General features: G+C 56.4%; 13 protein-coding genes. 1 reads left to right on the top strand and 12 read right to left on the bottom strand.

Annotation, left to right across the window (positions count from 1 at the left end; translation table 11 throughout):
* Position 1: 1 nt before the first annotated feature.
* The 3 genes from E0E37_RS16785 to E0E37_RS16795 all read right to left on the bottom strand — a co-directional run bounded on the left by E0E37_RS16785 (position 2) and on the right by E0E37_RS16795 (position 5,891).
* Entirely contained in the window at positions 2-2,689 is a 2,688-nt protein-coding gene (locus tag E0E37_RS16785) for a valine--tRNA ligase (RefSeq protein ID WP_130864128.1), read from the bottom strand.
* Positions 2,690-3,290: 601 nt separating this feature from the next.
* On the bottom strand, positions 3,291-3,926 hold the full coding sequence (locus E0E37_RS16790; protein WP_130864129.1) for an undecaprenyl diphosphate synthase family protein: 636 nt from the start codon (positions 3,924-3,926) through the stop codon (positions 3,291-3,293).
* A gap of 297 nt (positions 3,927-4,223) precedes the next feature.
* Positions 4,224-5,891 (bottom strand): family 10 glycosylhydrolase, encoded by a 1,668-nt coding sequence (locus E0E37_RS16795; protein WP_165445421.1) that lies wholly within the window; start codon positions 5,889-5,891, stop codon positions 4,224-4,226.
* Positions 5,892-6,444: 553 nt separating this feature from the next.
* Here E0E37_RS16795 and E0E37_RS16800 point away from each other — a divergent pair.
* Positions 6,445-6,765 carry a helix-turn-helix domain-containing protein gene (locus E0E37_RS16800; protein WP_246019768.1) on the top strand — a complete coding sequence of 107 codons (321 nt, stop codon included), beginning with the start codon at positions 6,445-6,447 and terminating at the stop codon, positions 6,763-6,765.
* Between the two features lie 11 nt (positions 6,766-6,776).
* Here the strand turns inward: E0E37_RS16800 and E0E37_RS18945 are convergent, their stop codons facing one another.
* From E0E37_RS18945 to E0E37_RS16845, 9 genes are all read right to left on the bottom strand, one after another.
* Complete coding sequence (locus tag E0E37_RS18945; RefSeq protein ID WP_246019769.1) at positions 6,777-8,246, bottom strand: DUF362 domain-containing protein; 1,470 nt, start codon at positions 8,244-8,246, stop codon at positions 6,777-6,779.
* A gap of 36 nt (positions 8,247-8,282) precedes the next feature.
* Positions 8,283-8,702, bottom strand: coding sequence for a PPC domain-containing DNA-binding protein (locus E0E37_RS16810; protein ID WP_130864132.1), 420 nt, complete (start codon positions 8,700-8,702; stop codon positions 8,283-8,285).
* A 1,023-nt stretch (positions 8,703-9,725) separates the two neighbouring features.
* A complete protein-coding gene (gene ileS / locus E0E37_RS16815; RefSeq protein ID WP_130864133.1) occupies positions 9,726-12,872 on the bottom strand; it encodes an isoleucine--tRNA ligase in 3,147 nt (1,048 codons plus the stop codon).
* A gap of 717 nt (positions 12,873-13,589) precedes the next feature.
* Entirely contained in the window at positions 13,590-14,345 is a 756-nt protein-coding gene (locus E0E37_RS16820) for an XAC2610-related protein (RefSeq protein WP_130864134.1), read from the bottom strand.
* Between the two features lie 10 nt (positions 14,346-14,355).
* Positions 14,356-14,904, bottom strand: a complete 549-nt coding sequence (locus tag E0E37_RS16825; protein WP_130864135.1) for a regulatory protein RecX — start codon at positions 14,902-14,904, stop codon at positions 14,356-14,358.
* A gap of 25 nt (positions 14,905-14,929) precedes the next feature.
* Positions 14,930-16,111 (bottom strand): YrvL family regulatory protein, encoded by a 1,182-nt coding sequence (locus E0E37_RS16830; protein ID WP_165445422.1) that lies wholly within the window; start codon positions 16,109-16,111, stop codon positions 14,930-14,932.
* Between the two features lie 128 nt (positions 16,112-16,239).
* Positions 16,240-17,742, bottom strand: a complete 1,503-nt coding sequence (locus E0E37_RS16835) for a 4Fe-4S dicluster domain-containing protein (protein ID WP_130864137.1) — start codon at positions 17,740-17,742, stop codon at positions 16,240-16,242.
* Between the two features lie 94 nt (positions 17,743-17,836).
* On the bottom strand, positions 17,837-18,106 hold the full coding sequence (locus E0E37_RS16840; protein ID WP_165445423.1) for an NAD(P)H-dependent oxidoreductase subunit E: 270 nt from the start codon (positions 18,104-18,106) through the stop codon (positions 17,837-17,839).
* Between the two features lie 262 nt (positions 18,107-18,368).
* On the bottom strand, positions 18,369-20,999 hold the full coding sequence (locus E0E37_RS16845) for a cation-translocating P-type ATPase (RefSeq protein ID WP_207302981.1): 2,631 nt from the start codon (positions 20,997-20,999) through the stop codon (positions 18,369-18,371).
* Positions 21,000-21,227 lie beyond the last annotated feature (228 nt).

Consider the following 21,227-nt stretch of genomic DNA (forward strand, 5'->3'; position numbering starts at 1 on the left):
ATCAGCCCAGCTTCTTTTCCACCAGCGGCAGGCGCGCTTCTACCTTGGCCAGCATATCTTCGTATTTAGCCAGCTTTTCGCGCTCCGCGGCGATGACTTTCTCGGGAGCCTTGGCCACAAAGTTTTCGTTGGCCAGTTTGCCCTGTGTCCTCTTCACCTCGCCGGCGAGCCGCTCTTTTTCCTTCTTCAGGCGCTCATATTCCGCCTTATAATCCAGCAGGTCGTCCAGAGGCACGTAGATCTCCACGTTGTTCATCACCGCGGACATGACCTCCTCCGGCACCTGATCCTTGCTCTCAATGAATGTGACTTCCTGGATATTAGCCAGGTTTTTCAGGTAATCGATACCCTTCTCCATGCGCGCCAGTTCTTTTCCGGAGGTCAGAATGACTGCGTGCAGCTTTCTGGACGGCGCGGCGTCCGCCTCGGCCCGGATATTTCTGATGCTGCGGATGGCGTCCATAGCCAGTTCCACGGCGGCGACCTCCTCCTCAAAGTCCAGGGCGGGGTCTGATACCGGCCAGCTCGCCTTCATGAGGAAGGATTCCCCGCCGTTCTCCCCGGGCAGATAGCTCCAGATCTCCTCCGTGATAAACGGCATAAAGGGGTGCAGCAGTTTCAGCATATCCTTCAGCGCCCGCACCAGTACCCGGCGGGCCACCTTCTTATCTTCCTCGTCTTCGCCGTACAGCCGGGCTTTTACCAGCTCAATGTACCAGTCGCAGTACTCGTTCCAGATGAGTTCGTATACCTTCTGCGCCGCCAGAGACAGCTCGAATTTATCCATGTTGGCCGTGATCTCCGCCACCGCGCCGTTGATCTTTGCCAGGATCCACTTGTCCTCCTGCTTCAGATCCAGCGCGGAGATCCCCCCGTCGTCTCCCGCCATGGGACGGAAGTTTCCGTCCTCGTCCTGCAGGTTCATGATGACGAAGCGGGATGCGTTCCACAGCTTGTTGGCAAAGTTTCTCGACGATTCCAGCTTATCCATCTTGAAACGCATATCGTTTCCGGGGGTGATGCCGGATAACAGCATAAAGCGCAGGGCGTCCGCACCGTACTGATCGATGACCTCCAGCGGATCGATGCCGTTGCCCAGGGATTTGCTCATCTTGCGGCCCTCCGCGTCGCGGACCAGACCGTGAACATACACGTATTTGAAGGGGACCTCCCCCATCTCCTCAATCCCTGAGAACACCATGCGCACCACCCAGAAGAAGATGATGTCGTAGCCCGTCACCAGCACGTCCGTGGGATAGAAGTACTCCAGATCTTCGGTCTTCTCCGGCCAGCCCAGAGTGGAGAAGGGCCACAGAGCGGAGCTGAACCAGGTGTCCAGCACGTCCTCGTCCTGATGGAAGCGGGTGCAGCCGCACTTCGAACACTTCTCCGGCGTCTCTCTGGCTACCGTGATCTCCCCGCACTCCTCACAGTAATACGCAGGGATCCGGTGCCCCCACCAAAGCTGTCTCGAAATGCACCAGTCGCGGATCTCCTCCAGCCAGTGCAGATAGACCTTTTCAAAGCGGTCGGGCACGTGGATCAGATCCTTCTTCTTCGCCGCCTCGATGGCGGGTCCCGCCAGCTTTTCCATGGCCACGAACCACTGATCGGAGACCATAGGCTCGATGACGTTGTGGCAGCGGTAGCATTCGCCCACCGGGATCACCTTTTCCTCAGTCTTGACCAGATAGCCCGCCGCTTCCAGATCGGCGATCCAGACTTTTCTGCAGGCATAGCGGTCCATGCCGGCGTATTTGCCCGCCTGCTCATTCATGGTGGCGTCCTCGGCGATGCAGCAGATCTGCTCCAGGCCGTGGCGCTCGCCCACCTCAAAATCGTTGGGATCATGGGCCGGCGTGATCTTTACCGCTCCCGTTCCCTTTTCCGGATCGGGATAGGGGTCCGCGATCACCGGGATCTCTCTTCCCACCAGAGGCAGGACCACGGTCTTGCCCACCAGATCCCTGTAGCGTTCGTCGTCAGGGTGAACGGCGATGGCTACGTCGCCGAACATGGTTTCCGGACGGGATGTGGCCACTACGATCCCTTCGCCTCCATCCGCCGCCGGATAGCGGAAATACCAGTACTTCCCGTTTTTGTCCTCGTGCTCTACCTCCGCGTCCGACAGCGACGTGCCGCAGACAGGACACCAGTTGATAATGCGGCTTCCCTTATAGATCAGTCCCTTTTCATACAGGCGGATGAAATGCTCCACCACCGCCCTGTTGCAGCCCTCGTCCATAGTGAACCGTTCCCGCTCCCAGTCGCAGGAACTTCCCAGCTTTCGTATCTGCTGATTGATCCGGCCGCCGTACTCTTTTTTCCAGTCCCAGGCCCTCTTCAGAAATTCTTCTCTGCCCAGATCTTCCTTGGTCTTGCCTTCCTCCTCCCGGATCTTTTCCACCACCTTCACCTCTGTGGCAATGCTGGCGTGATCCGTTCCCGGCAGCCACAGCGCGCTGTAGCCCTGCATCCGTTTCCATCTGGTGAGCACATCCTGCAGCGTCTGGTCCAGCGCGTGGCCCATGTGCAGCTGTCCGGTGATATTCGGCGGCGGCATGACGATGGTAAAAGGTTTCTTAGAGCGGTCTCTCTCCGCATGGAAGGCTCCGCTCTTCTCCCATGCCTGATAGATGCGGTCTTCAAACTCCTTGGGGCTGTATGTCTTTGCCAAATTTTTTTCCATATGTCTCTTTCCTTTCCGTTTTCCTCTGTTTCACTTATCGTTTCCGTTGTTTCGCTCCCAGCGTCAGTAAAAGCCGCCTTTCAGAACGAATTCCTGTAAAACAAAAAACCGTCCTTTGGAGCCTGAGCTCTAAAGGACGGATCTCTCCGCGGTACCACCTTTATTCCCGTTCGCCTGCGCATTCGCCGCGCGCCGTCAGCAGCCTGCAGGCCGCCTCCGCGCCCGGCCGCAGCCGGACTCACGGGCCCTCATTTTCAAGATCGCTCGCGGGCAACCTTCATCCAGCATGGACGGCGGACGCCTTTCAGCCTGTGGGCGTTCCTCTCTTTTGCCGTGTAAAGGACTACTCCTCCCGGTCAGCGCGAATCATTCAGTTTTGATAACTAACCTCTATTGTACCTGATATGCGCACAAAGTCAAGAAATTTTACGGCATTTCCGCCGATTTGAAGCCGGAAGTTCACGTCCTTCCGATCCATCCTTCCGCGCGGTCTCCCGGTCCAGCCTCCAGTCTTCTGGTTCAGCCCCCCAGCCTTCTGGGCCAGTCTCCAGCCTTCTGGTTCAGCCCCCCGGCCTTCTGGTCCAGTCTCCAGCTTTCTGGTTCAGCCCCCCAGTGTAATATCCTGATCCTGATACCATCTGAGGGCCCGGTAAAACTGATCTTCCTCAAAGTCAGGCCACAGTTCGTCCAGCACGCAGATGTCGGCGTAAACTGACTGGACCGGCAGGAATCCGCTGAGCCGCCGGCGGCCTCCCCACCGGATCAGCAGATCGATGCGGGAAATGTCTTTGGATGCCGGACCTCCCGGATACCCCAGATCCCACTCCCAGCCGTAATTCACCAGGAAATTCACCTTCATGCCCCCCTGACCCAGACGCTGCCGGACCCGAAGCGGGACCAGCTCCTTAGGAAAATCCACGGATTTCTCATCCCCCACCACCAAAAGCTGGGCGTCCCGGCGGCTCAGTTCTTCCACCGCCTCCACACAGGCTTTGCTGAAGGCCTCCCGCTGCGCTGCGGGCCTTCTGGTGTTGTCTATGGTAAAACCGTAGAGCGTCAGTTCCTCCACGCCCAGCTTCCTGCACAGCTCATACAGCTGAAATCCCGGCTCGATCCCGAACTCGTACCCGTCTTTTTTCTCCATGCCCCTGCTCACCGCCCACCTGCGGTTCCCGTCGGGGATCACGCCGATGTGCCGCGGTATGCGCGTGCATTTTCCCGCCCTGTTTCTATCCATCTGTTCCTCCTGTACCCTATGCCGCAGCGGCGGCCTTCGCGTTCTGCTGCCGCATGCAGTTTTATCTAGTCTGGATCGTTTTCGGTATTTTTATGTGAAATGCCGTATTTATGGATGCTATTTCCCTTGTTATAAAAAGGTGGCTGCGAAAATTTATTCGCCCTGCGGGCTCACTTACACAAGGTGAACTTTTTTGAAGCATACGGAACGATCGACGGACGATCTCTCCTATATCATCAAAAAAACAGAGACGGCATGTCTGGCGGCATGCTGTCTCTGCTCTGTTTTTGCAATGCTTTATTTCAAGACCTTGATCAGATTGTCCACTTCCTTCTTTGCGGCGTCGGCTCCGAAAATATCGTAGCGGAAAAAGGCGTATCCCTCGACTTTTCCGGTCCGGCGGCCGGCCTCCACCTGTCTGGCAAGAATATCGCTGTAGCGCAGCCACTCGGAGGTGGCGTTGTTGTCGCTGACGTTCTTCCCCGCGTTGTCCACATTCAGACCCACGTAAAGCTTTACGCTTCCCCTGTTCGTCAGATCGATCCAGGTGCTCAGATTGTTCTCGTAAGCGTAAGGCGCCAGTTCTCCGGCGGATGTCTTTCTCTCGAATCCCCAGTACAGCTGAGGCATAATATAGTCTATGTAACCCTCATTGGCCGTCCAGGTGTCGATATCCACAAAGTAGCTGGTGCTGCTTCTGAGATTGTCCACATTGCCCGCCGGGCTGATCCCGAAGACCATTGATCTGTCCTGAGCCTTCACCGCGTCGTAAACGCCCTTTACCAGCTTGTTCACGTTGTCCCTTCTCCAGTCGGCGATCCCCATGGAGGAACCGGACGCGTCGTATTCCGGCTTGTCAAACCACAGACTCTGGTCCGTATTGCTCAGACTGGGGTAGAAATAATCGTCGAAGTGGACGCCGTCCACGTCGTAATTTTCGACGATCTCTTTCACACCGTCGATCACCAGTTCCCGAACCTCCGGCACAGAAGGATTGAAATAATAGAAATCCTTGTGCTTCAGCACCCAGCGGTCGTTGGACGGATCGCTGTCGCTGAGCCAGCGCTTGGCGGGATTGTCCGCAGAGACTTCGCTCCAGGGCATGAGATAGCCGGTGACGCGATAGGGATTTACCCACGCGTGGAATTCCAGATTTCTGGAGTGCGCCGCTTTCACCATGTAGTCCAGCGGGTCGTAGCCCGGATCAGTTCCCTGGGTTCCCGAAGCGAATTTAGACCACGGGAAATAGTCGGATGGATACATGGCGTCGCTGTCCGCCCGCACCTGCACGATGACCGCGTTCATTCCGTATTTCACGCAGCCGTCAAACATGTCGTCCACCGCTTTTTTAAAGGCGGCTTCTCCCTTTGGCATCTTGGAAAACTCCAGATAAGAGATCCACATGGCCCGCATCTCGTCGGATGCTCCGGCGCTTCCGGCGCTTCCGCCGCTCTGATCCGAAGGCGTCTCCGGCTCCGAGCCGTCGCTTCTGACGATGACGGTCCGCGTACCGCCGTCCCAGCCCACATATGCGCCAAAACACTTGAGCACTGCGGCGATGGGCAGATAGGTCCTCTGCTTGATGATGACCGCCGTGGTATCGTTTTCTATTTTTTCGCCGTCCTTCAATATGTATTTTTCCCCGATGGGAACTTCCACTCTGATGTCGTCCTTCTCCACGACTGCTGTCCGCGCGCCGCCGTCCCAGCCCACTTCGGCTCCGAAAGCCGTCATGACCGCGTTCAGCGGAACCTGCGTGCGGCTGTTCTTATCGATAAACGCCGCTCCGTATTGGGAGGCGTCCCAGGTAAGCACCTTGCCGTCCAGTTCAATCTTCACATCCGTGCTCTCAGCCGACGTAGGCAGGGCCAGCGCCAGTGTCAAAAGCACTGCCAGCGCGGCCGCAGCCGCGATCCATCTCCTCGTCCTCGCATTGAGCCGCTTCCTCTTTTGTTTCTGCTCCATCTTCTCTTCCCGAATCCCCCTTTTTCTATCCTGTGGCATACTGCGCCGCGTACGGCTCCGCTTCCCGCGCCATTCGCAAAAAAGCCCGGAAAACGACTTTCTTTTATTGTATCACGTATCGTCCCGGGAAGTTATTACAAATTTTTATCTTTTTCATCTCAGCTCCGATCCCATGAAAAAAGAGAGAAGCGCGTGGGTCTTCTCTCTTTCAATATATCAGCCGGGATTGTGGGCCCGGGTGATACCAATAACACAGGCACTTTTCAGGGCCTTTTTGCCGGTTGTCCTGAATCAGAGCCGGGCCTGCCCCTCATACTCATAAAGTGTATCTCTATATCTATTATAAACAATTTGAGTATTTCTTTCAACCTCATTTTGTTTAATAATATATTCAATATGTTGATTTTTCCCTTATAACAGATAATTTATATTAAAATAACTGAGTGGGAATTAAATCATTAAAATTGTGTGGGAGTATAGAAAATGTTGTTAATGGAAAATAAAATTACGAAAAGTTTTCGTTGTGGGCGCGGAAAACTAGAAGGAGCTGTTATTGTTAGGAGAAAATTTAAAGCGGCTACGGGAAGAGCGGCAGCTGACACAGAAAGACATCGCTTCCCATATTCATAAAAGTGTTCAGGCCTACAGCCAATACGAGCTGGACAAACGCGAGCCCGATCTGGACACGCTCATTAAAATAGCCGATTTCTACCAGGTTTCGCTGGATGATATCGTCGGCCGCAGCACAAAACGCGCCGCAGCCTATTTCTACTTCGACGATCTGAAGCAAAATCTCTCTCGGGAAGGCGTCGAGAAAATCAAAGATTACATCGAAATGATACGCCTGGTAGAACGATCGAAAAAATTCCTTTGATGCGCTTCGAATTATAATCGAGCCAAAACCCGAAACAGCCAGGGCCTTTTTATCCCTACAGCCTCGCGCGGACATAATTCCTGACAGCAAAAACAACGGATACACCTGCTTAGGTCGACGGTCGGAACGTCGGCCTTTTTTCTTTTTCCATCCAAAGCATCCAAACTCATAGAGATGGCTCCCGGAGGACAGTTGCGGGCGCAGTCGCCGCAGCCAACGCAGAGATCACCTCTGAACGTGGGAAAGGGCTGTCCCAGACGGTCCGCCGCACGTCTGAGCACGCCGGGCACCGTGCTGCCGGACAGGGGGTTCACCAGCTTGACCGCAGGCGCTCTGAAATCCTCCACCGCAAACTCTGCCAGCGGATCCGTCCAGGATGGGCCTGCCTGTTCTGACGCCCCGCAGCATTCAAACCGGCCGGCGGGTCTTGACGGCCTGGAGGCAGGCTTTGAAGATCCGGCGGCAGGCTTTGGAGACCCGGCGGCAGGCTTTGACGACCCGGCGCGCCGCTGCTCGTACCCTGCCCGGTCGGCAGGCTTTTCATTCCGGGGTCCGATAACGACACCTTTTTTTACATAGATCAGCTCCCTGAAATCTTCCGGGCACAGGTCCCGTTCTATGGCCCGTTTTACCGTTGGGATCGTCCGCGGCACTGCGTTAATTATGCGCGCAGCCGCCAGATCCAGCCCAAAAGGATCCTCCGACGCCAGCACCACTCCCACGTTTCGCGGCGTGCCAGAAGTGGGGCCGTCCCCCTCCATGGCCACGATCCCGTCTATAATGGAAAGGATCGGATCCGCGCAGAGACAGATGTCGATCAGCGCGTCCGCGAACTGTTCCGGCTCCGGGCGGTTCAGATGATACTCCGCCTTCAGCGTGCCGGGCACCGTGCCGAACATGTTCTTGACCGCTCCCGTCAGCTTCATCATGCCGTGGGTCTTCAGTCTCGACACGTTGATCACCTTGTCTGCCCGGCGCAGAGCGTCCAGATTGGTCAGCTTTTTCAGGATCAGTCCCCGGGGATTTTTCACTTCAGATGAGCCCGTGTCAAAATTCAGCTCCGCCCCGCTGCGCTCCGCCGCCTCCCTCATGCCGCAGCCCTGATAGACCGAGCGCAGCCGCAGCTCGTTGAAGGGACCCCCGGGACTGTCCCCGATGGTGACCTCCGCCCCTCCGCCGATCAAAATGTCCGCCAGTGCCTGCACAAAGACAGGGTGACTGGTGGCCGCGGCCTCCGGGGCCTTTTTCATGACCAGATTCACTTTCAGAAATACCTTATCACCTATATTTATAAAAGAAGAAACACCCCCCAGATTGGAAAATGTCTCTTCCAGAGCGGCTCTCACCGCGCTGTATTCGTATGTCCATGAATCGCATCCCACTGCGCTGATCGGTCTCATCTCATCCGTCCTTCCCCGCGCGTTTGCGCGTATCAGAAAATCGGCGGTCAGACGCTTTCGCAGCTGACCGCCGATTTTCATTATATCCTATCCCACCGTGAAATGACAAGGACTGTATTAAAACTCAAATACATTCAGACCCACCGCATCGTCGTAGCGTCGGTCCACCCTGCCGTCGATGACTGTGATCACCATTTCACAAGTCGCGCTTACCACGGCCCGGTTCAGATGACCGCCCACCAGTGCCCCCTCAACGGTCCCGGCGCTCATATGCAGGTGGGAATAATACTCTCCGTTGAAGGTATTGATCGTCCCGTGGAGAGATACGATCTCATAATATCCCGTGAACTCCCTGGCGAAATATTTTTTCTGCCCCACGTCGAAGACGCCCACTGTGAACTCTCCTACAGCGCCCAGGGCATTGACGGCGGCCAGCTTGACATTCTCCCTCTCCGCGATCCGCCGGACCTGCTCCGTGATCTCTTCGCCCCTGTCTAGGCGGGCGATTATGGTGTTCTCAAATCTGCGATACTCCATACTCTGCTCCTTACTTTACTCCTTGCTTTTGCATCTAACGCTTGCATCTTGCTCTCACTTCCTGCTTTTCCGGGCCATTTCGTTGCGTCTGCGGACCGCTGATCCTGCGGGATTCCCGTGGGCGGATGTGAGCGGCCAGCCGGCGGCAGCGTTACCCGACCGAGGTTATATGTGCCCGGCCGGCGGCGGGTACCCGGAACCCCGCCAGCGGCTGTAAATATCCGGCTGGGACTGGCGGTGAACTCTTATGGCAATAGGTCAGATCCAGATCTTTTTCCCGTTTTCACCGAAAAAGAGCCGCCAAACAGGTGAAATTCAATTTTTTTTAGCATTCTCACCCATTTTGCAGAAAATATGGAGCGTTTATGGCCGATTCCCATGCATATTTCGGTGATTTTCATCTTTTTTTGCTGTTTTCACCCATTCCGTCCCGACTATTCTGCCCACAGCCATTCCTTTCCGACGTTTCCCGGCATCCAGGTCATCTTCCAGCCCAAACCGCCCCGCGGTCAGCCTAAACCGCCCCGCGGTCAGCCTAAACCGCCCCGCGGTCAGCCCACCCGACGGCCCCAAACGTCCCCGCAGTCATCCCACCCGGCAACCCCAAACATCCCCGCAGTCATCCCACCCGGCAACCCCAAGCATCCCCGCAGTCACCCCACCCGGCAACCCCAAACGTTCCCGCAGTCAGCCCACCCGGCAACCCCAAACATCCCCGCGGTCAGCCCACCCGGCAACCCCAAACGTCCCCGCGGTCAGCCCACCCGGAGGCCCCAAACCGCCCCGCATCCAGCCCACCCGCCCCAAAGGCGTCAACGCCGCGGCCGCAGTAAACTGCAGTAAGCCGCCTGCAGAGCCGGACCTTCCAGCCCGTGATCGAAACGATCAACATATAAGTTCCGGCGCATCAAGGATATCACATAAAAGGCTGCGGCCGGATAGACAGAGGGACCTGCCGCAGATTTTTGTTCTGCAGCAGGCCCTTCCTTTTGGTCATGATCCGTATTCGTTCTATATTTCTTCTTATTTCATCTGTTCCACGTCGATCCCTGTCTTGTGGCCGTTCAGGTCGTACTCCGTCAGGTCCGCCTCGCTGTCCGTCAGCTCGTCAGCCAGCGTTTCCTTCATGATGTAGTCTCTGAACAGCTCAATGGCCTTCTTCACATCTGCATCCGCTTTCACGGAGATCCGGATGCGGTCCATCATCTCGAAATCCTTCTGCTTGCGCATCTGCTGTACCTTGGAGACCAGCTCTCTGGCCAGTCCCTCGTCCACCAGAGCCGGCGTGATGGTGGTGTCAAGAATGGTGAACACGTTGTTCTCCATGGCTGCGGTGAAACCTTCCTTCGCGGTGATCTTCACATCCACGAAGTCCTTGGTGATCTGGAAAGTCTCGCCGTCCAGCTCCATAGCGTACGTTCCGTCTCCGCTCTCAAGCGCGTTCACTACCGCGGCGGGATCCGCCTTAGCCAGCGCGCCGCCAAAGGCCTTTATCTTGCCTCCCAGCACGGGCCCGGCCACCTTGAAGTTGGGCTTCAGGCTGTAGTTCATATAGTCGTCCAGCTTGCTTTCAAAGACCACTTCCTTGACGTTCAGCTCTTCCTTGATCAGGTCTACCATGTCGCCGATCAGCGGTTCGTATTTGCCGTCCACCAAGATCTCCTGCAGCGGCTGACGCACCTTGATGCGTTCCTTCTCACGGGTCCCCCGTCCCAGCGCCACCATGGCCCGGACCAGGTCCATCCTCTCCTCCACGTTCTCGTCGATCAGCGACTGGTCCGCCTTGGGATAGAAGGACAGATGCACGGACTCCTCCCCGGTGAGCTTGGTGTAGATCTCATCGGTGAGGAACGGCGCGAAGGGCGCGGCCAGCTGCGCAACGCCTACCAGTACCTCGTAGGTGGTGGCGTAGACGGCTTTCTTGTCCTCTGTCAGTTCCTCGCCGTAGAACCGTCTTCTCGCCCGGCGGATATACCAGTTGGACAGATCCTCCGTCACGAATTCCTGGATCTTGCGCACGGATTTCATGTGGTCGTAATGATCCATCTCAAAGGTGACTTCTTTCACCAGTTTATTGTATTTGGATATGATCCAGCGATCCAGCTCCGGTCTCCTTGCATATTCCACGAAGCAGGCTCTGGGATCCACGTTGTCGTTGTTGGAGTAAAGCACGAAGAAGTTGTACACGTTCTTCAGCGTGCCGAAGAACTTACTCTGCACCTCGATAAGGCCGTCCTCATCGAATTTGGTGGGCGACCAGGCAGGAGACACGTAGAGCAGATACCATCTTGTAGCGTCCGCGCCGTACTTGTCAAAGAGCGCGAAGGGATCCACGGTGTTTCCCTTGCTCTTGGACATCTTCTTGCCTTCCTTGTCCAGGATCAGGTCGTTGACCAGCACGTTCTTGTAGGGCGACCGGCCCTTGATGAAGGTAGAGATCGCCATAAGAGAATAGAACCAGCCTCTGGTCTGGTCGATCCCCTCGCAGATGAAATCAGCCGGGAACAGCTCCGCGTCGAAGTTCTCCTTATTTTCAAAGGGATAATGACGCTGGGCAAAAGGCATGGCCCCGCTGTCGAACCAGCAGTCCATGACCTCGGGGATGCGGCTCATGGTCTTGCCGCACTCCGGGCACTTGATATGCACTTCGTCCACGTACGGTCTGTGCAGCTCGATGAAATCGTCGATGTCCTCGATGGCCTTCTCGGCCAATTCCGCTCTGGAACCGATAGATTCCAGGTGGCCGCATTCACAGCGCCAGATGTTGATGGGGGTGCCCCAGTAACGGCTTCTGGAGATCGCCCAGTCTTTCACTTCCGCCAGCCAGTTTCCGAAACGGCCTTCGCCCACGAATTCCGGGAACCAGTTCACCGAATCGTTGTTGGCCACCAGCTGATCCTTCAGCTTGGTCATCTCGATATACCAGGACGGCTTGGCATAGTAGATCAGCGGAGTTCCGCATCTCCAGCAGTGAGGATAGTTGTGCACCATCTTCTCTTTGGAATAGATCTTGTTTTCGGAAGCCAGATATTTGATGATCTCCACGTCCAGTTCCGGATCCATGACGAAGGTCCCGGCCCACGGAGTCTCCGTGTACTTGCCCTCCTCATCCACCGGATTGACCACCGGCAGATTGTACCGGCGTCCTGTCTGATAGTCGTCCTCACCGAAAGCCGGGGCCGTGTGAACGATTCCGGTACCGTCCTCGATGGTGACATAATCGGCGCAGGTCACGAAGAACGCCTTCTTATCCGGCTTGATAAAAGGCATCAGCTGCTCGTATTCCATGTATTCCAGATCTTTGCCCTTCATTTCGGCAACGACCTTATATCCTTCTTCTCCGCCGTCGTGAGCCTTGCCCAGCACCTTATCCGCCAGAGACTTGGCCACATAATAGAACTCTCCGTCCTTCTCCGCCTTGATGTAGTCTACATCGGGGCCTACGGTCAGCGCCACGTTGGAGGCCAGCGTCCAGGGCGTAGTGGTCCATGCCAGGAAGTACTCGTTTTCTACGGGGGCTTCTCCCTCTCTGGCCTTTCTCTTGAATTTCGCAGTGATGGTGTTGACCTTCACTTCTTTGTAGCCCTGAGCTACCTCGTGGGAGGCCAGACCCGTTCCGCATCTGGGGCAGTAAGGCAGGATCTTGTGTCCCTCGTAGATCAGGCCGGCCTTGAAGAATTCCTTCAGGATCCACCATCCCGTCTCGATGTAATCATTGTCCAGCGTGATATACGGATTATCCATGTCGATCAGGTAACCCATGCGTCTGCTCATCTCTCTCCACTGCTTCTCATATGTGAAGACAGACTCCTTGCACTTCTGATTGAACTCCTTGATCCCATACTTTTCAATATCCTGCTTGCCGCTCATTTTGAGCTGCTTTTCCACCTCGATCTCAACGGGCAGACCGTGAGTATCCCATCCGGCTTTCCGGTTCACGGCATAGCCCTGCATGGTCTTATAGCGGCAGACGGAATCCTTCAGCGTCCGCGCGATCACGTGATGGATCCCCGGGCGGCCGTTGGCCGTGGGCGGTCCCTCATAGAAGATAAAGGACGGCATGCCCTCTCTGGTGGTAACGCATTTTTCCAGCAGCTTTTCCCTTTCCCACTGATCCGCCTGTTCATTTTGCAGGTCGGCAATGGGCTTGTCTGACAGATTTTTGAACATTTCTTTCCTCCTGATCACATGGTTATCCCATATTCATTTTACATCGTTTTCCACGGCTGTTCTCTGGAGCGCGTCCCGTGACGCATGCCGCTGCCGCGGCCAGGCCGCCGGTCAATGCGGCCGTCTCCAAAAAACGCTTCCTCAAACAGTCTTCTGCAGACCGTCTCCGCGCACAGCCCCCTCAGGCAGCCTTGGCAGGCAGCCTTGACAGGCCGTCTCCGCAGAACGCCGTCGCAGATCCGCTCTTCCGTCCATATCGCTGCGCGATATTTCCGTGTGTTATAAAAAAATCCCTGAGCCAAATGACTCAGGGACGATCTGTACGAAACCGTGGTACCACCCTGCTGACGTCCGCGCCGCCTGCTGTAAAATACAGCCGGCCGCAGCCGCCGCTTCCATCCGTATAACGCCCGGCCCGCGGATCTTCCTACCGGTCCCCTCTGCCTGCTGATCGGCAGAATGAGTCCCTTTCAGAAAACCGGCTCCGGAGTGATCTTCCCGACGCCGCTTCCCCGCGTCCTCTCACCATACGGACGCTTCTCTGTAAAGTCTGCCTGCGGGGTACTGTCTCCCTCATCGCCATTTTCTCTATTCACCGGCGCGTCTTTTTATCAAGACCCGCGCCGCGCTAACATTTTCAGTATATGACACGTCCTGGCCGCAGTCAAGGATAATTTCAACATTTTCCGCGATCTTTCCGCTCCCCGGAGGGATGCTTCATTTCACGATCCTCCACTCCTCCAGCCCTTTCTCCATCTCAATTTCATTTTCCGCCGAACTCTCTGCGGCATACGCCAGCTCCCAGTCCGGGCCGCTGCGATCCTCACCGTCCCACTGCGTTCCATGCCAGTCCCAGACCTCCGCTCTGCTTATCATGGTCTCCAGATCAGGATCGTATACGCAGATCTGACGGATCGGCCGCAGTTTTTTATCTTCATATTTTAAATACAGCTCAGTGTAAGCGAACGCGCTGCCGTGAACAAATTCCTTCACGATGCCGGTATCACGGTCGAAACGGGGATTGCACAGTCCTGACAGCGCCGGATCCTCCAAAAACCTGCCGGAGACGTCGTCCCACGTGTAGACAGAATACCACCCATTCTGAGCGCCGGCGGACCGCAGAACGAAAAAATCCCGCAGTCCGTCAAAATTCACGTCTTCCGTCCGATAATCATCGGAGACGCCTTCCGCCGTCTGCTGTCCCGTCTCTTTTCCGTTCTCATAAATATGGATGGTAAAACTCCATGCCATATCCATTTCTCCGTCCTGCTCTCTATCGAAGGGAGCTGAAACATCCACAGAAAAGGCATGGACGCCATCGCCCACCGGGATCTGAGATTCCTCAGGGCTGCCTGCGCCCCCTCCGCCCAGCTGGCCCGGAGCCCTCTTCTCATCCCTGATGTCCTGTGCGACGCTTAAAACAAGAAATACGATACAAAAAACGATAGAGTATAAGATCAGCCGTTTTTTCATGTTCTTCTCCTCAACAGCGCTTCAGACGCCGAAGCACGTCGTACACCACAGAAGAGCTGTAGCCAAGCCCTGCCAGCCGGCGGGCTGCCCGGGCCAGTTCCTTCTCAGTGAGCACGCGTCCGCCGTCCCCGCTGTCCTCTCCGTCCCCGCCGCCGATCTCAGCCGGGCCGCATCCGCCGTCCCAGCTGTGGGAAGCCGCCAGTCCCAGCGCTTTCTCAGCCTGACGCAGCGCCGTCTGGAATTGAGTCCGGCTGTCGCACAGTTCTTCCAGCGCGATCTCGATCAGCTCTCCGGACACGCCCCTGCGGGACAGCTCCATGCGGATCCGCTGAGGGCCGCGGCCCTTCTCCAGCGCAAACTCCACATAGCTTCTGGCATAGCGGCTGTCATCCACAAAATTACAGTCCTCAAGGAAGCTCATGCAGTCGCCGATCTCTTCCTCGTCATATTCCTTCTGCCGCAGATGACCGCGGACCTCTTCCGCGGTCCTGGCTCTGTGTTCAAGAAAATACATGGCCTCGTCTCTGGCCGTCCGTTTCTTATTCTGGTCTTTTCCCATCTGTCCGCCTTTCCCGGCCCCGGTCTCAATTTCCTCTATCTTCCTCTCCTGTGCGTTCCAGAAAACCGATCTCGATCCCCTCCGGCGGCTCCGCCGTGCAGATCGCCCCGATCAGCGGCACCGGAAACCCGTCCTGATCGCGCATATCCTCCGGAAACAGCCGCCCGCAGAAGGCTTTTCTGTCACCGCTTCCGATCCGCTCAAAAAGCACCAGCTCCGCATCTGTCCCTGCATCTTTCCCTGTCTCCGTCCCTGTCTCCGCCCCGGGGGCCGTCTCATCGCGGGATCCATGCCGTCTTCGCCGTCCCCCCGGTCTCTCTGCCGGACCCGCCGCGGAAAAGCTGTTCATTCCTTCTGTTAATCCTGTGCCCAGATACTTCACATAGGCTTCCTTCCTCACCCACAGTTCAAGAAAATGCTCCGCCGTCTTTCCTCGGGCTTCCAGCCACTGCTGTTCCGCCTGACTGAAGAAGCGCTGAGCGATATTCTGGTTGACCCTTCGGTCCTGTTCCTCCATATCCACCCCCAGAGGCTGGCCGTACACGGCGCACAGCCACCAGTGATCCGTATGTGTGACAGAGAAATGCAGATCGTCTCTCGGCGACCATTTCTCCCCTGCTCTGCGGGCGGCAAACGGTTTTCCGTGACTTCCTGTGCAGATCTCCAGATCCGCCTCCCCGCAGGCGAGGCATTTATCTTCGCAGTAAAGCGTCAGAGCCTCCCGCAGCAGCTGTCTGCTCTCCGGCAGATCCTGTCCGTTTTTTTCCGCCAGATAAACGCGGACGCACCCTTTTCCCTCTTTTCGCTCCAGATAGAGATTCAGTCCGCAGAGCGCCGTGGAGAAAGCCGCCGCCGCGGGAAAGGGCACCTGCACGGAATCCATGAAATAGTCGATAGCTATCATGACGCAGCAGTTGACCGATATATCCAGGACCGCGTAAAGAAGGACTTGCGACCACTTGCTTTTCAGGCGTCCCAGCGCCCGCAGCGCTTTGGGAAAAGCCTCCACCAGCAGATCGATGGGGAAATCCACGATAAAATAGATGACAAAAAAGAGGAAGACCGACCAGAAGGAGCGGTACTCCATACCCATAAATTTCAGAAGGCTGCCTCCCAGGACCGTCGTGATAAATACCATCACCGCCAGGATCGCCGCGGTGACAGCCAGACCGCCCAGTATACCCGCCGCTTTTCCGCCGCTTCGCATCTCATTCCTTTCCGGCGGTTTCCAACCGCCTATTTTAAAAAACAGGGGCATGAGCGCCGGCAGAGAGGAGCCTGCGGTCCGCCAAACGGCAGATCCACTGCTTCCCATGCCGGCGCCCACGCCCGCTGCTATTCTTCTTCCGCTTCCACGTAGCGGCTCTTTGTAGCCACCTTATCCGGACTGACATTCTGGAACTCGCGGACGGCGGTAGACGCCTTCGCGAAGGCCAGCATAGTCCCCGCGCCGCCGATGCAGCCGCCGGGGCAGGCCATGCCCTCCATCAGATAGCCGTCCCGCTTTCCGGCTCTGGCGATCTTCAGCATCTTTGCACAGTCCCGCAGACCTTCCGCACGGTCCACCATAATGTTCACATCGGGATACAGCTCGTCGACGCAGTTGGCGATGGCGTCGGCCACGCCGCCGGCTACGCTGTAGCCCCGGCCTGCCGCCGTGGCGTCGTCGATGACCTCGTCTCCGTCCATTTCTCCGAATTCGATTCCCTTCGCCACGAACATGCCCATGAGCTCCTCGAAGGTGATGACGAAATCCACGTCGCTGCGCACGGATTTTCTGGAGGCCTCCAGCTTTTTCGCCGCGCAGGGACCGATAAATACGATCTTTGAGTCGGGGTGTTCTTTTTTGATCACGCGGGCCGTGGCCACCATAGGCGTCAGCGCGTCGGATACATAAGGCGCGATCTCCGGGAAATCACGCTTGGCCATCACGGACCAGGCCGGACAGCAGGAAGTCGCCAGGAACGGCTCCTCGCCGCTGGCCACTTTATGGACGTAGTGATGGGCCTCCTCCACCGCGCCCTGATCCGCGCCGATGGCTACCTCGTATACCTTGGAGAATCCCAGCTCCAGCAGAGCCTGCTTCACCTTTCCCGGCGTGGCCAGAGGGCCGAACTGTCCCACAAAGGCCGGCGCGATCTCGGCGATGACCTCATGTCCGCTTTTGATGGCGTGGATCAGCTGAAAGATCTGCGATTTATCCGCGATGGCTCCGAAGGGGCAGCTGACCAGACACATCCCGCAGGATACGCACTTGTCATAGTTGATCTTGGCCCGTCCCAGATGGTCGCTCTCAATGGCGTCCACCCCGCAGGCCGCGGCGCAGGGCCGGTCGTATTTTACGATGGCGTGATAGGGGCAGATATCCCGGCAGCGCCCGCACTTTACGCATTTTTCCCTGTCGATGTGAGACTTGCCGTCCACGATGGAAATGGCCTTGACCGGACAGACCGACACGCAGGGATGCGCCAGGCATCCTCTGCAGTTATCCGTGACCATCATGGCCGTCTCGTCACAGCGATTGCAGGCAAAGGGGATCACATTGACCAGCGGCGGATCGTACACCTTCTCCGAGATGGCGCTCTCCTCCACTCCGTTGGAAATATAAGTGGGCTGGTCGGCGGGATAAAGAGGAAGACCGATCGCCAGGCGGATGCGTTCGCCCACGATGGCTCTCTCCACAAAAATGCTGTCTCTGTATGTGGGCACCTCGCCCGGGATGATCCGAAACGGGATCTCCTCCACTTTGTTGTAGTCGCCGCCCTCGTAAGCCAGCTTTGCTACTTCCGTAAAAACCTGCCTTCTGATCTTGGTAACCGGCGTGTAAATTCCTCTCAATCCTCTGTCATCCCTTCCTAAACAACTGCAATATCACTGTAACCACTTATCCCGATCCCGCGGCGGGATCCTCTGCATATCCTTCAGACCGGCCCTAACAGGCCGCCTTCATCTTCTCCACTATCTTTTCCATAACCGTTTCACTGTCGGCGTTTTTGATCAGCTCACCGTCCACGGCGATCAGCGGGGAATCTTCACCGTGCTTTGATTCTCCCAGGCATTTCTCCATGTCTATGTAAATTTCCCCCTCATAGTCCAGGTGTTTCTTCACCTTTTTCAGGCTTTCTACCGATTCGGCCAGCTCCATTGCGCCTTTCATCACGCATTCTGTGCAAACACAGATCTCCACTTTCAACTCTTTCATTGCTGCGTCGTCTCCCTTCCTGTGCATACCTGCATAGAGGTCTCCAAAAATCTAATCAGATCATTATAACATTATACACGAGAGTCCGCATGCTCGTCAACCGTATTTTATGCGGTTTTCTTGCGTTAATGCAAAAGAAAACCACAAGTTTTTCCCTTGTGGCCTTCTTTTTTAGTATTCATATCCCCAAATTTAGTTTTTTTTCCTGTTCGATCCCTCCGCCGGTGCTCCGACCGGTCCGTGGCCTCAGCGGTCCGTGACCTCAGCGGTCCGTGGCAGCAGCCGCGCCGATCTGCCGCCGCACCCATTTGATCCCCTGATTGACCGCCAGAGACGCCAGAGACGCGCCGTAGATCGTCAGGATCATTGACGCCGACAAGGGCGCCACGGAAAAGACTCCGTGAAGCTGAGGGATCCATAACACGGCGTTCAGCAGTGCGAAACCCGTGAGAAACGCGGCCCAATTCCACTTGTTGTCAAACATCTTCTTTGTGAAAAGCACAGGCCGGTCCTTCTGCTTGCAGTTGAAGCCGTGAAGCAGCCGGGACAGACACAGCGTACCGAAGGCCATGGTCATGGCCAGCGCCGCGCCGCCCTCTCTCAGACCGATATGATAGGCCGCCACCGTGGCCGCCGCGATCACGAAGCCTTCATACAAAATGCTGATCATAAAATCCTTCGTCAGGATGGACTCGTTCATCGGGCGGGGCTTTTCACTCATCACGCTGCTGCTGTGGGGCTCCATCCCCAACGCGATGGCAGGCAGGCTGTCCGTGAGCAGATTGATAAACAGCAGATGCACCGGCGCAAAGGGAACGGGAAGCGCCAGCAGCGACGCGTACAGCACCGACAGGATGCCCGCCGTATTTCCGGACAACAGAAACTGAATAGACTTCTTGATATTCGCGTACAGATTCCGCCCGTTTTCCACCGCCTTGACGATGGTCGCGAAGTTGTCGTCCGTCAGTACCATGCTGGCGGCGTCCTTGGCCACCTCGCTTCCCGTAATGCCCATGGCCACGCCGATATCCGCCTGCTTCAGCGCCGGCGCATCGTTGACGCCGTCCCCCGTCATGGCTACGATATTCCCTCTCTTCTGCCACGCTCTGACGATGCGGATCTTGTGTTCCGGCGACACTCTGGCGTAAACGGATATCTTCTCCACGTACCTTTCCAGCTCCTCATCGCTCATGCCGTCGATCTCCGCCCCGTCTACCGCCTCGCTGTCGTCTCTCAGAATGCCGATCTGTCTGGCGATGGCGGCGGCCGTCACCCTGTGGTCGCCGGTTATCATCACCGGCCGGATCCCCGCCCGGATGCATTCCGCCACCGCAGCCTTCGACTCCTCCCTGGGCGGATCCATCATGGCCACAAGTCCCAGAAACGTCATGTCCTTTTCATCTTCAAGGCCGATCTCCGTCCTGTTCCCGATCTCCTTCCATGCAAAGGCAAGCACCCGCAGGCCCTCCCGTGAAAAACCGTCGTTGATCTCCGCCAGTCTGGCTTTGTCCTCCTCCGTGATGGGACGGACTCCGCTGGCAGTTTCCACAGACGTGATGCGGTGGAACAACACATCCACCGCGCCCTTGGTGTACATTACGTTCTGTTCTCCCATGGGATGGACCGTGCTCATCAGCTTCCGGTCGCTGTCGAAGGGGATCTCGGCCACCCGGCTGTATTTCGCCTTGACTTCCGTGTCTTCGTGACCGTGTTTGTCGCCGAAATTGATCAGGGCCACTTCCGTGGGATCTCCCAGTTCTTTCCCTTCCTGATTGCTGGAATCGTTGCAGAGAATGCTCATGCGCAGCAGTTTCTGATCCAGCGGCCGCTGAAAATCAGCCTCCTCCTCGTCCACCACATCCATGTCCACCGCGTATTTCTGCACGGTCATCTTATTCTGTGTCAGCGTTCCCGTCTTATCGGAACAGATGATCGACACGCTGCCCAGGCCTTCCACCGCGTGGAGCTTGCGGATGATCGCGTTCTCCCGCGCCATCTTCTGCGTTCCGAAGGACAAAACGATGGTGACGATGGAGGACAGCGCCTCAGGGATGGCCGCCACCGCCAGAGCCACGGCAAACATGAACGCGCCGCCGATGTCGTCGCCCCGGTACAGGCTCAGTCCGAACAACAGCCCGCAGATAATGAGTATGATAACAGAAAGTTTCTTTCCGAAATTATCCAGATTGGCCTGCAGCGGCGTCTTCTTTGCCTGTGTGCTTTTGAGGAGCTTAGCGACTTTACCGATCTCTGTTTCCATGCCCACTGCGGTAACGGCGAAGGAAGCTCTCCCGTAGGTAACAAAACTTCCGGAAAACACCATGTTCCTGCGGTCTCCAATGGCCGCCTCCCCTTCCACCGGTTCAACGATCTTCTCCACGCCCACGGACTCTCCGGTCAGAGAACTCTCGTTCACCTGCAGACTGAAATTCTCCAGCATGCGCCCGTCCGCGCTGATATAATCCCCCGCTTCCAGAAACACGATGTCTCCCACCGTCACCTGGTCGGAGGGGATCTCCACACGCTGCCCGTCCCGCAGCACCTTGGCCGTTGGCGCAGAAAGGGCCTTGAGACTCTCCAGCGACTGCTCCGCCTTGAGATGCTGCACCGTGCCCAGTACGGCGTTTATCGTGATGACTACCAAAATGACCGCCGAGCTCTCCACATCTCCCAGAAACATGGAGATCACCGCCGCCGCAATGAGGATGATCACGAGAAAATCCAGAAACTGCTCCAGAAATACACGGGTCGTGCTCTTCTTTCCCCCCTCCTGTATGGCGTTGCGGCCATACTTCTCCAATCTGGCGGCCGCCTCTGTTCCCGTCAGTCCGCCTTCCGCGGTCTTCAGTTCTGAGAGGACCTGCTCCCTGCTCTTGTTGTAATACTGATCCACTGCTGTTTCTCCTTTCCAAAACTGCAATCGGTGATCTACTCTGTATATTCCGGAAATATCAACGGACCACATTTCCGATGTTATAAAAAAAATAAGACTTCGCATTATAACTTTACAAATAGTATCACCTATTTCCAAAATTATAATGAAAAGTCTTGTCACCAAAAGGATTGGTATATAACAACAGGCTTTCTCAGCCGGGTATGTTGCTGTTATATTTCAACTACT

The sequence above is a fragment of the Bacilliculturomica massiliensis genome, from assembly GCF_900605495.1.
Taxonomy (GTDB): domain Bacteria; phylum Bacillota; class Clostridia; order Peptostreptococcales; family Anaerovoracaceae; genus Bacilliculturomica; species Bacilliculturomica massiliensis.

Coding starts and splice junctions, on each gene's coding strand:
- E0E37_RS16785 (WP_130864128.1), bottom strand. CDS start 2,689: ATGGAAAAAAATTTGGCAAAGACATACAGCCCCAAGGAGTTTGAAGAC.
- E0E37_RS16790 (WP_130864129.1), bottom strand. CDS start 3,926: ATGGATAGAAACAGGGCGGGAAAATGCACGCGCATACCGCGGCACATC.
- E0E37_RS16795 (WP_165445421.1), bottom strand. CDS start 5,891: ATGGAGCAGAAACAAAAGAGGAAGCGGCTCAATGCGAGGACGAGGAGA.
- E0E37_RS18945 (WP_246019769.1), bottom strand. CDS start 8,246: ATGAAAATCGGCGGTCAGCTGCGAAAGCGTCTGACCGCCGATTTTCTG.
- E0E37_RS16810 (WP_130864132.1), bottom strand. CDS start 8,702: ATGGAGTATCGCAGATTTGAGAACACCATAATCGCCCGCCTAGACAGG.
- ileS (WP_130864133.1), bottom strand. CDS start 12,872: ATGTTCAAAAATCTGTCAGACAAGCCCATTGCCGACCTGCAAAATGAA.
- E0E37_RS16820 (WP_130864134.1), bottom strand. CDS start 14,345: ATGAAAAAACGGCTGATCTTATACTCTATCGTTTTTTGTATCGTATTT.
- E0E37_RS16825 (WP_130864135.1), bottom strand. CDS start 14,904: ATGGGAAAAGACCAGAATAAGAAACGGACGGCCAGAGACGAGGCCATG.
- E0E37_RS16830 (WP_165445422.1), bottom strand. CDS start 16,111: ATGCGAAGCGGCGGAAAAGCGGCGGGTATACTGGGCGGTCTGGCTGTC.
- E0E37_RS16840 (WP_165445423.1), bottom strand. CDS start 18,106: ATGAAAGAGTTGAAAGTGGAGATCTGTGTTTGCACAGAATGCGTGATG.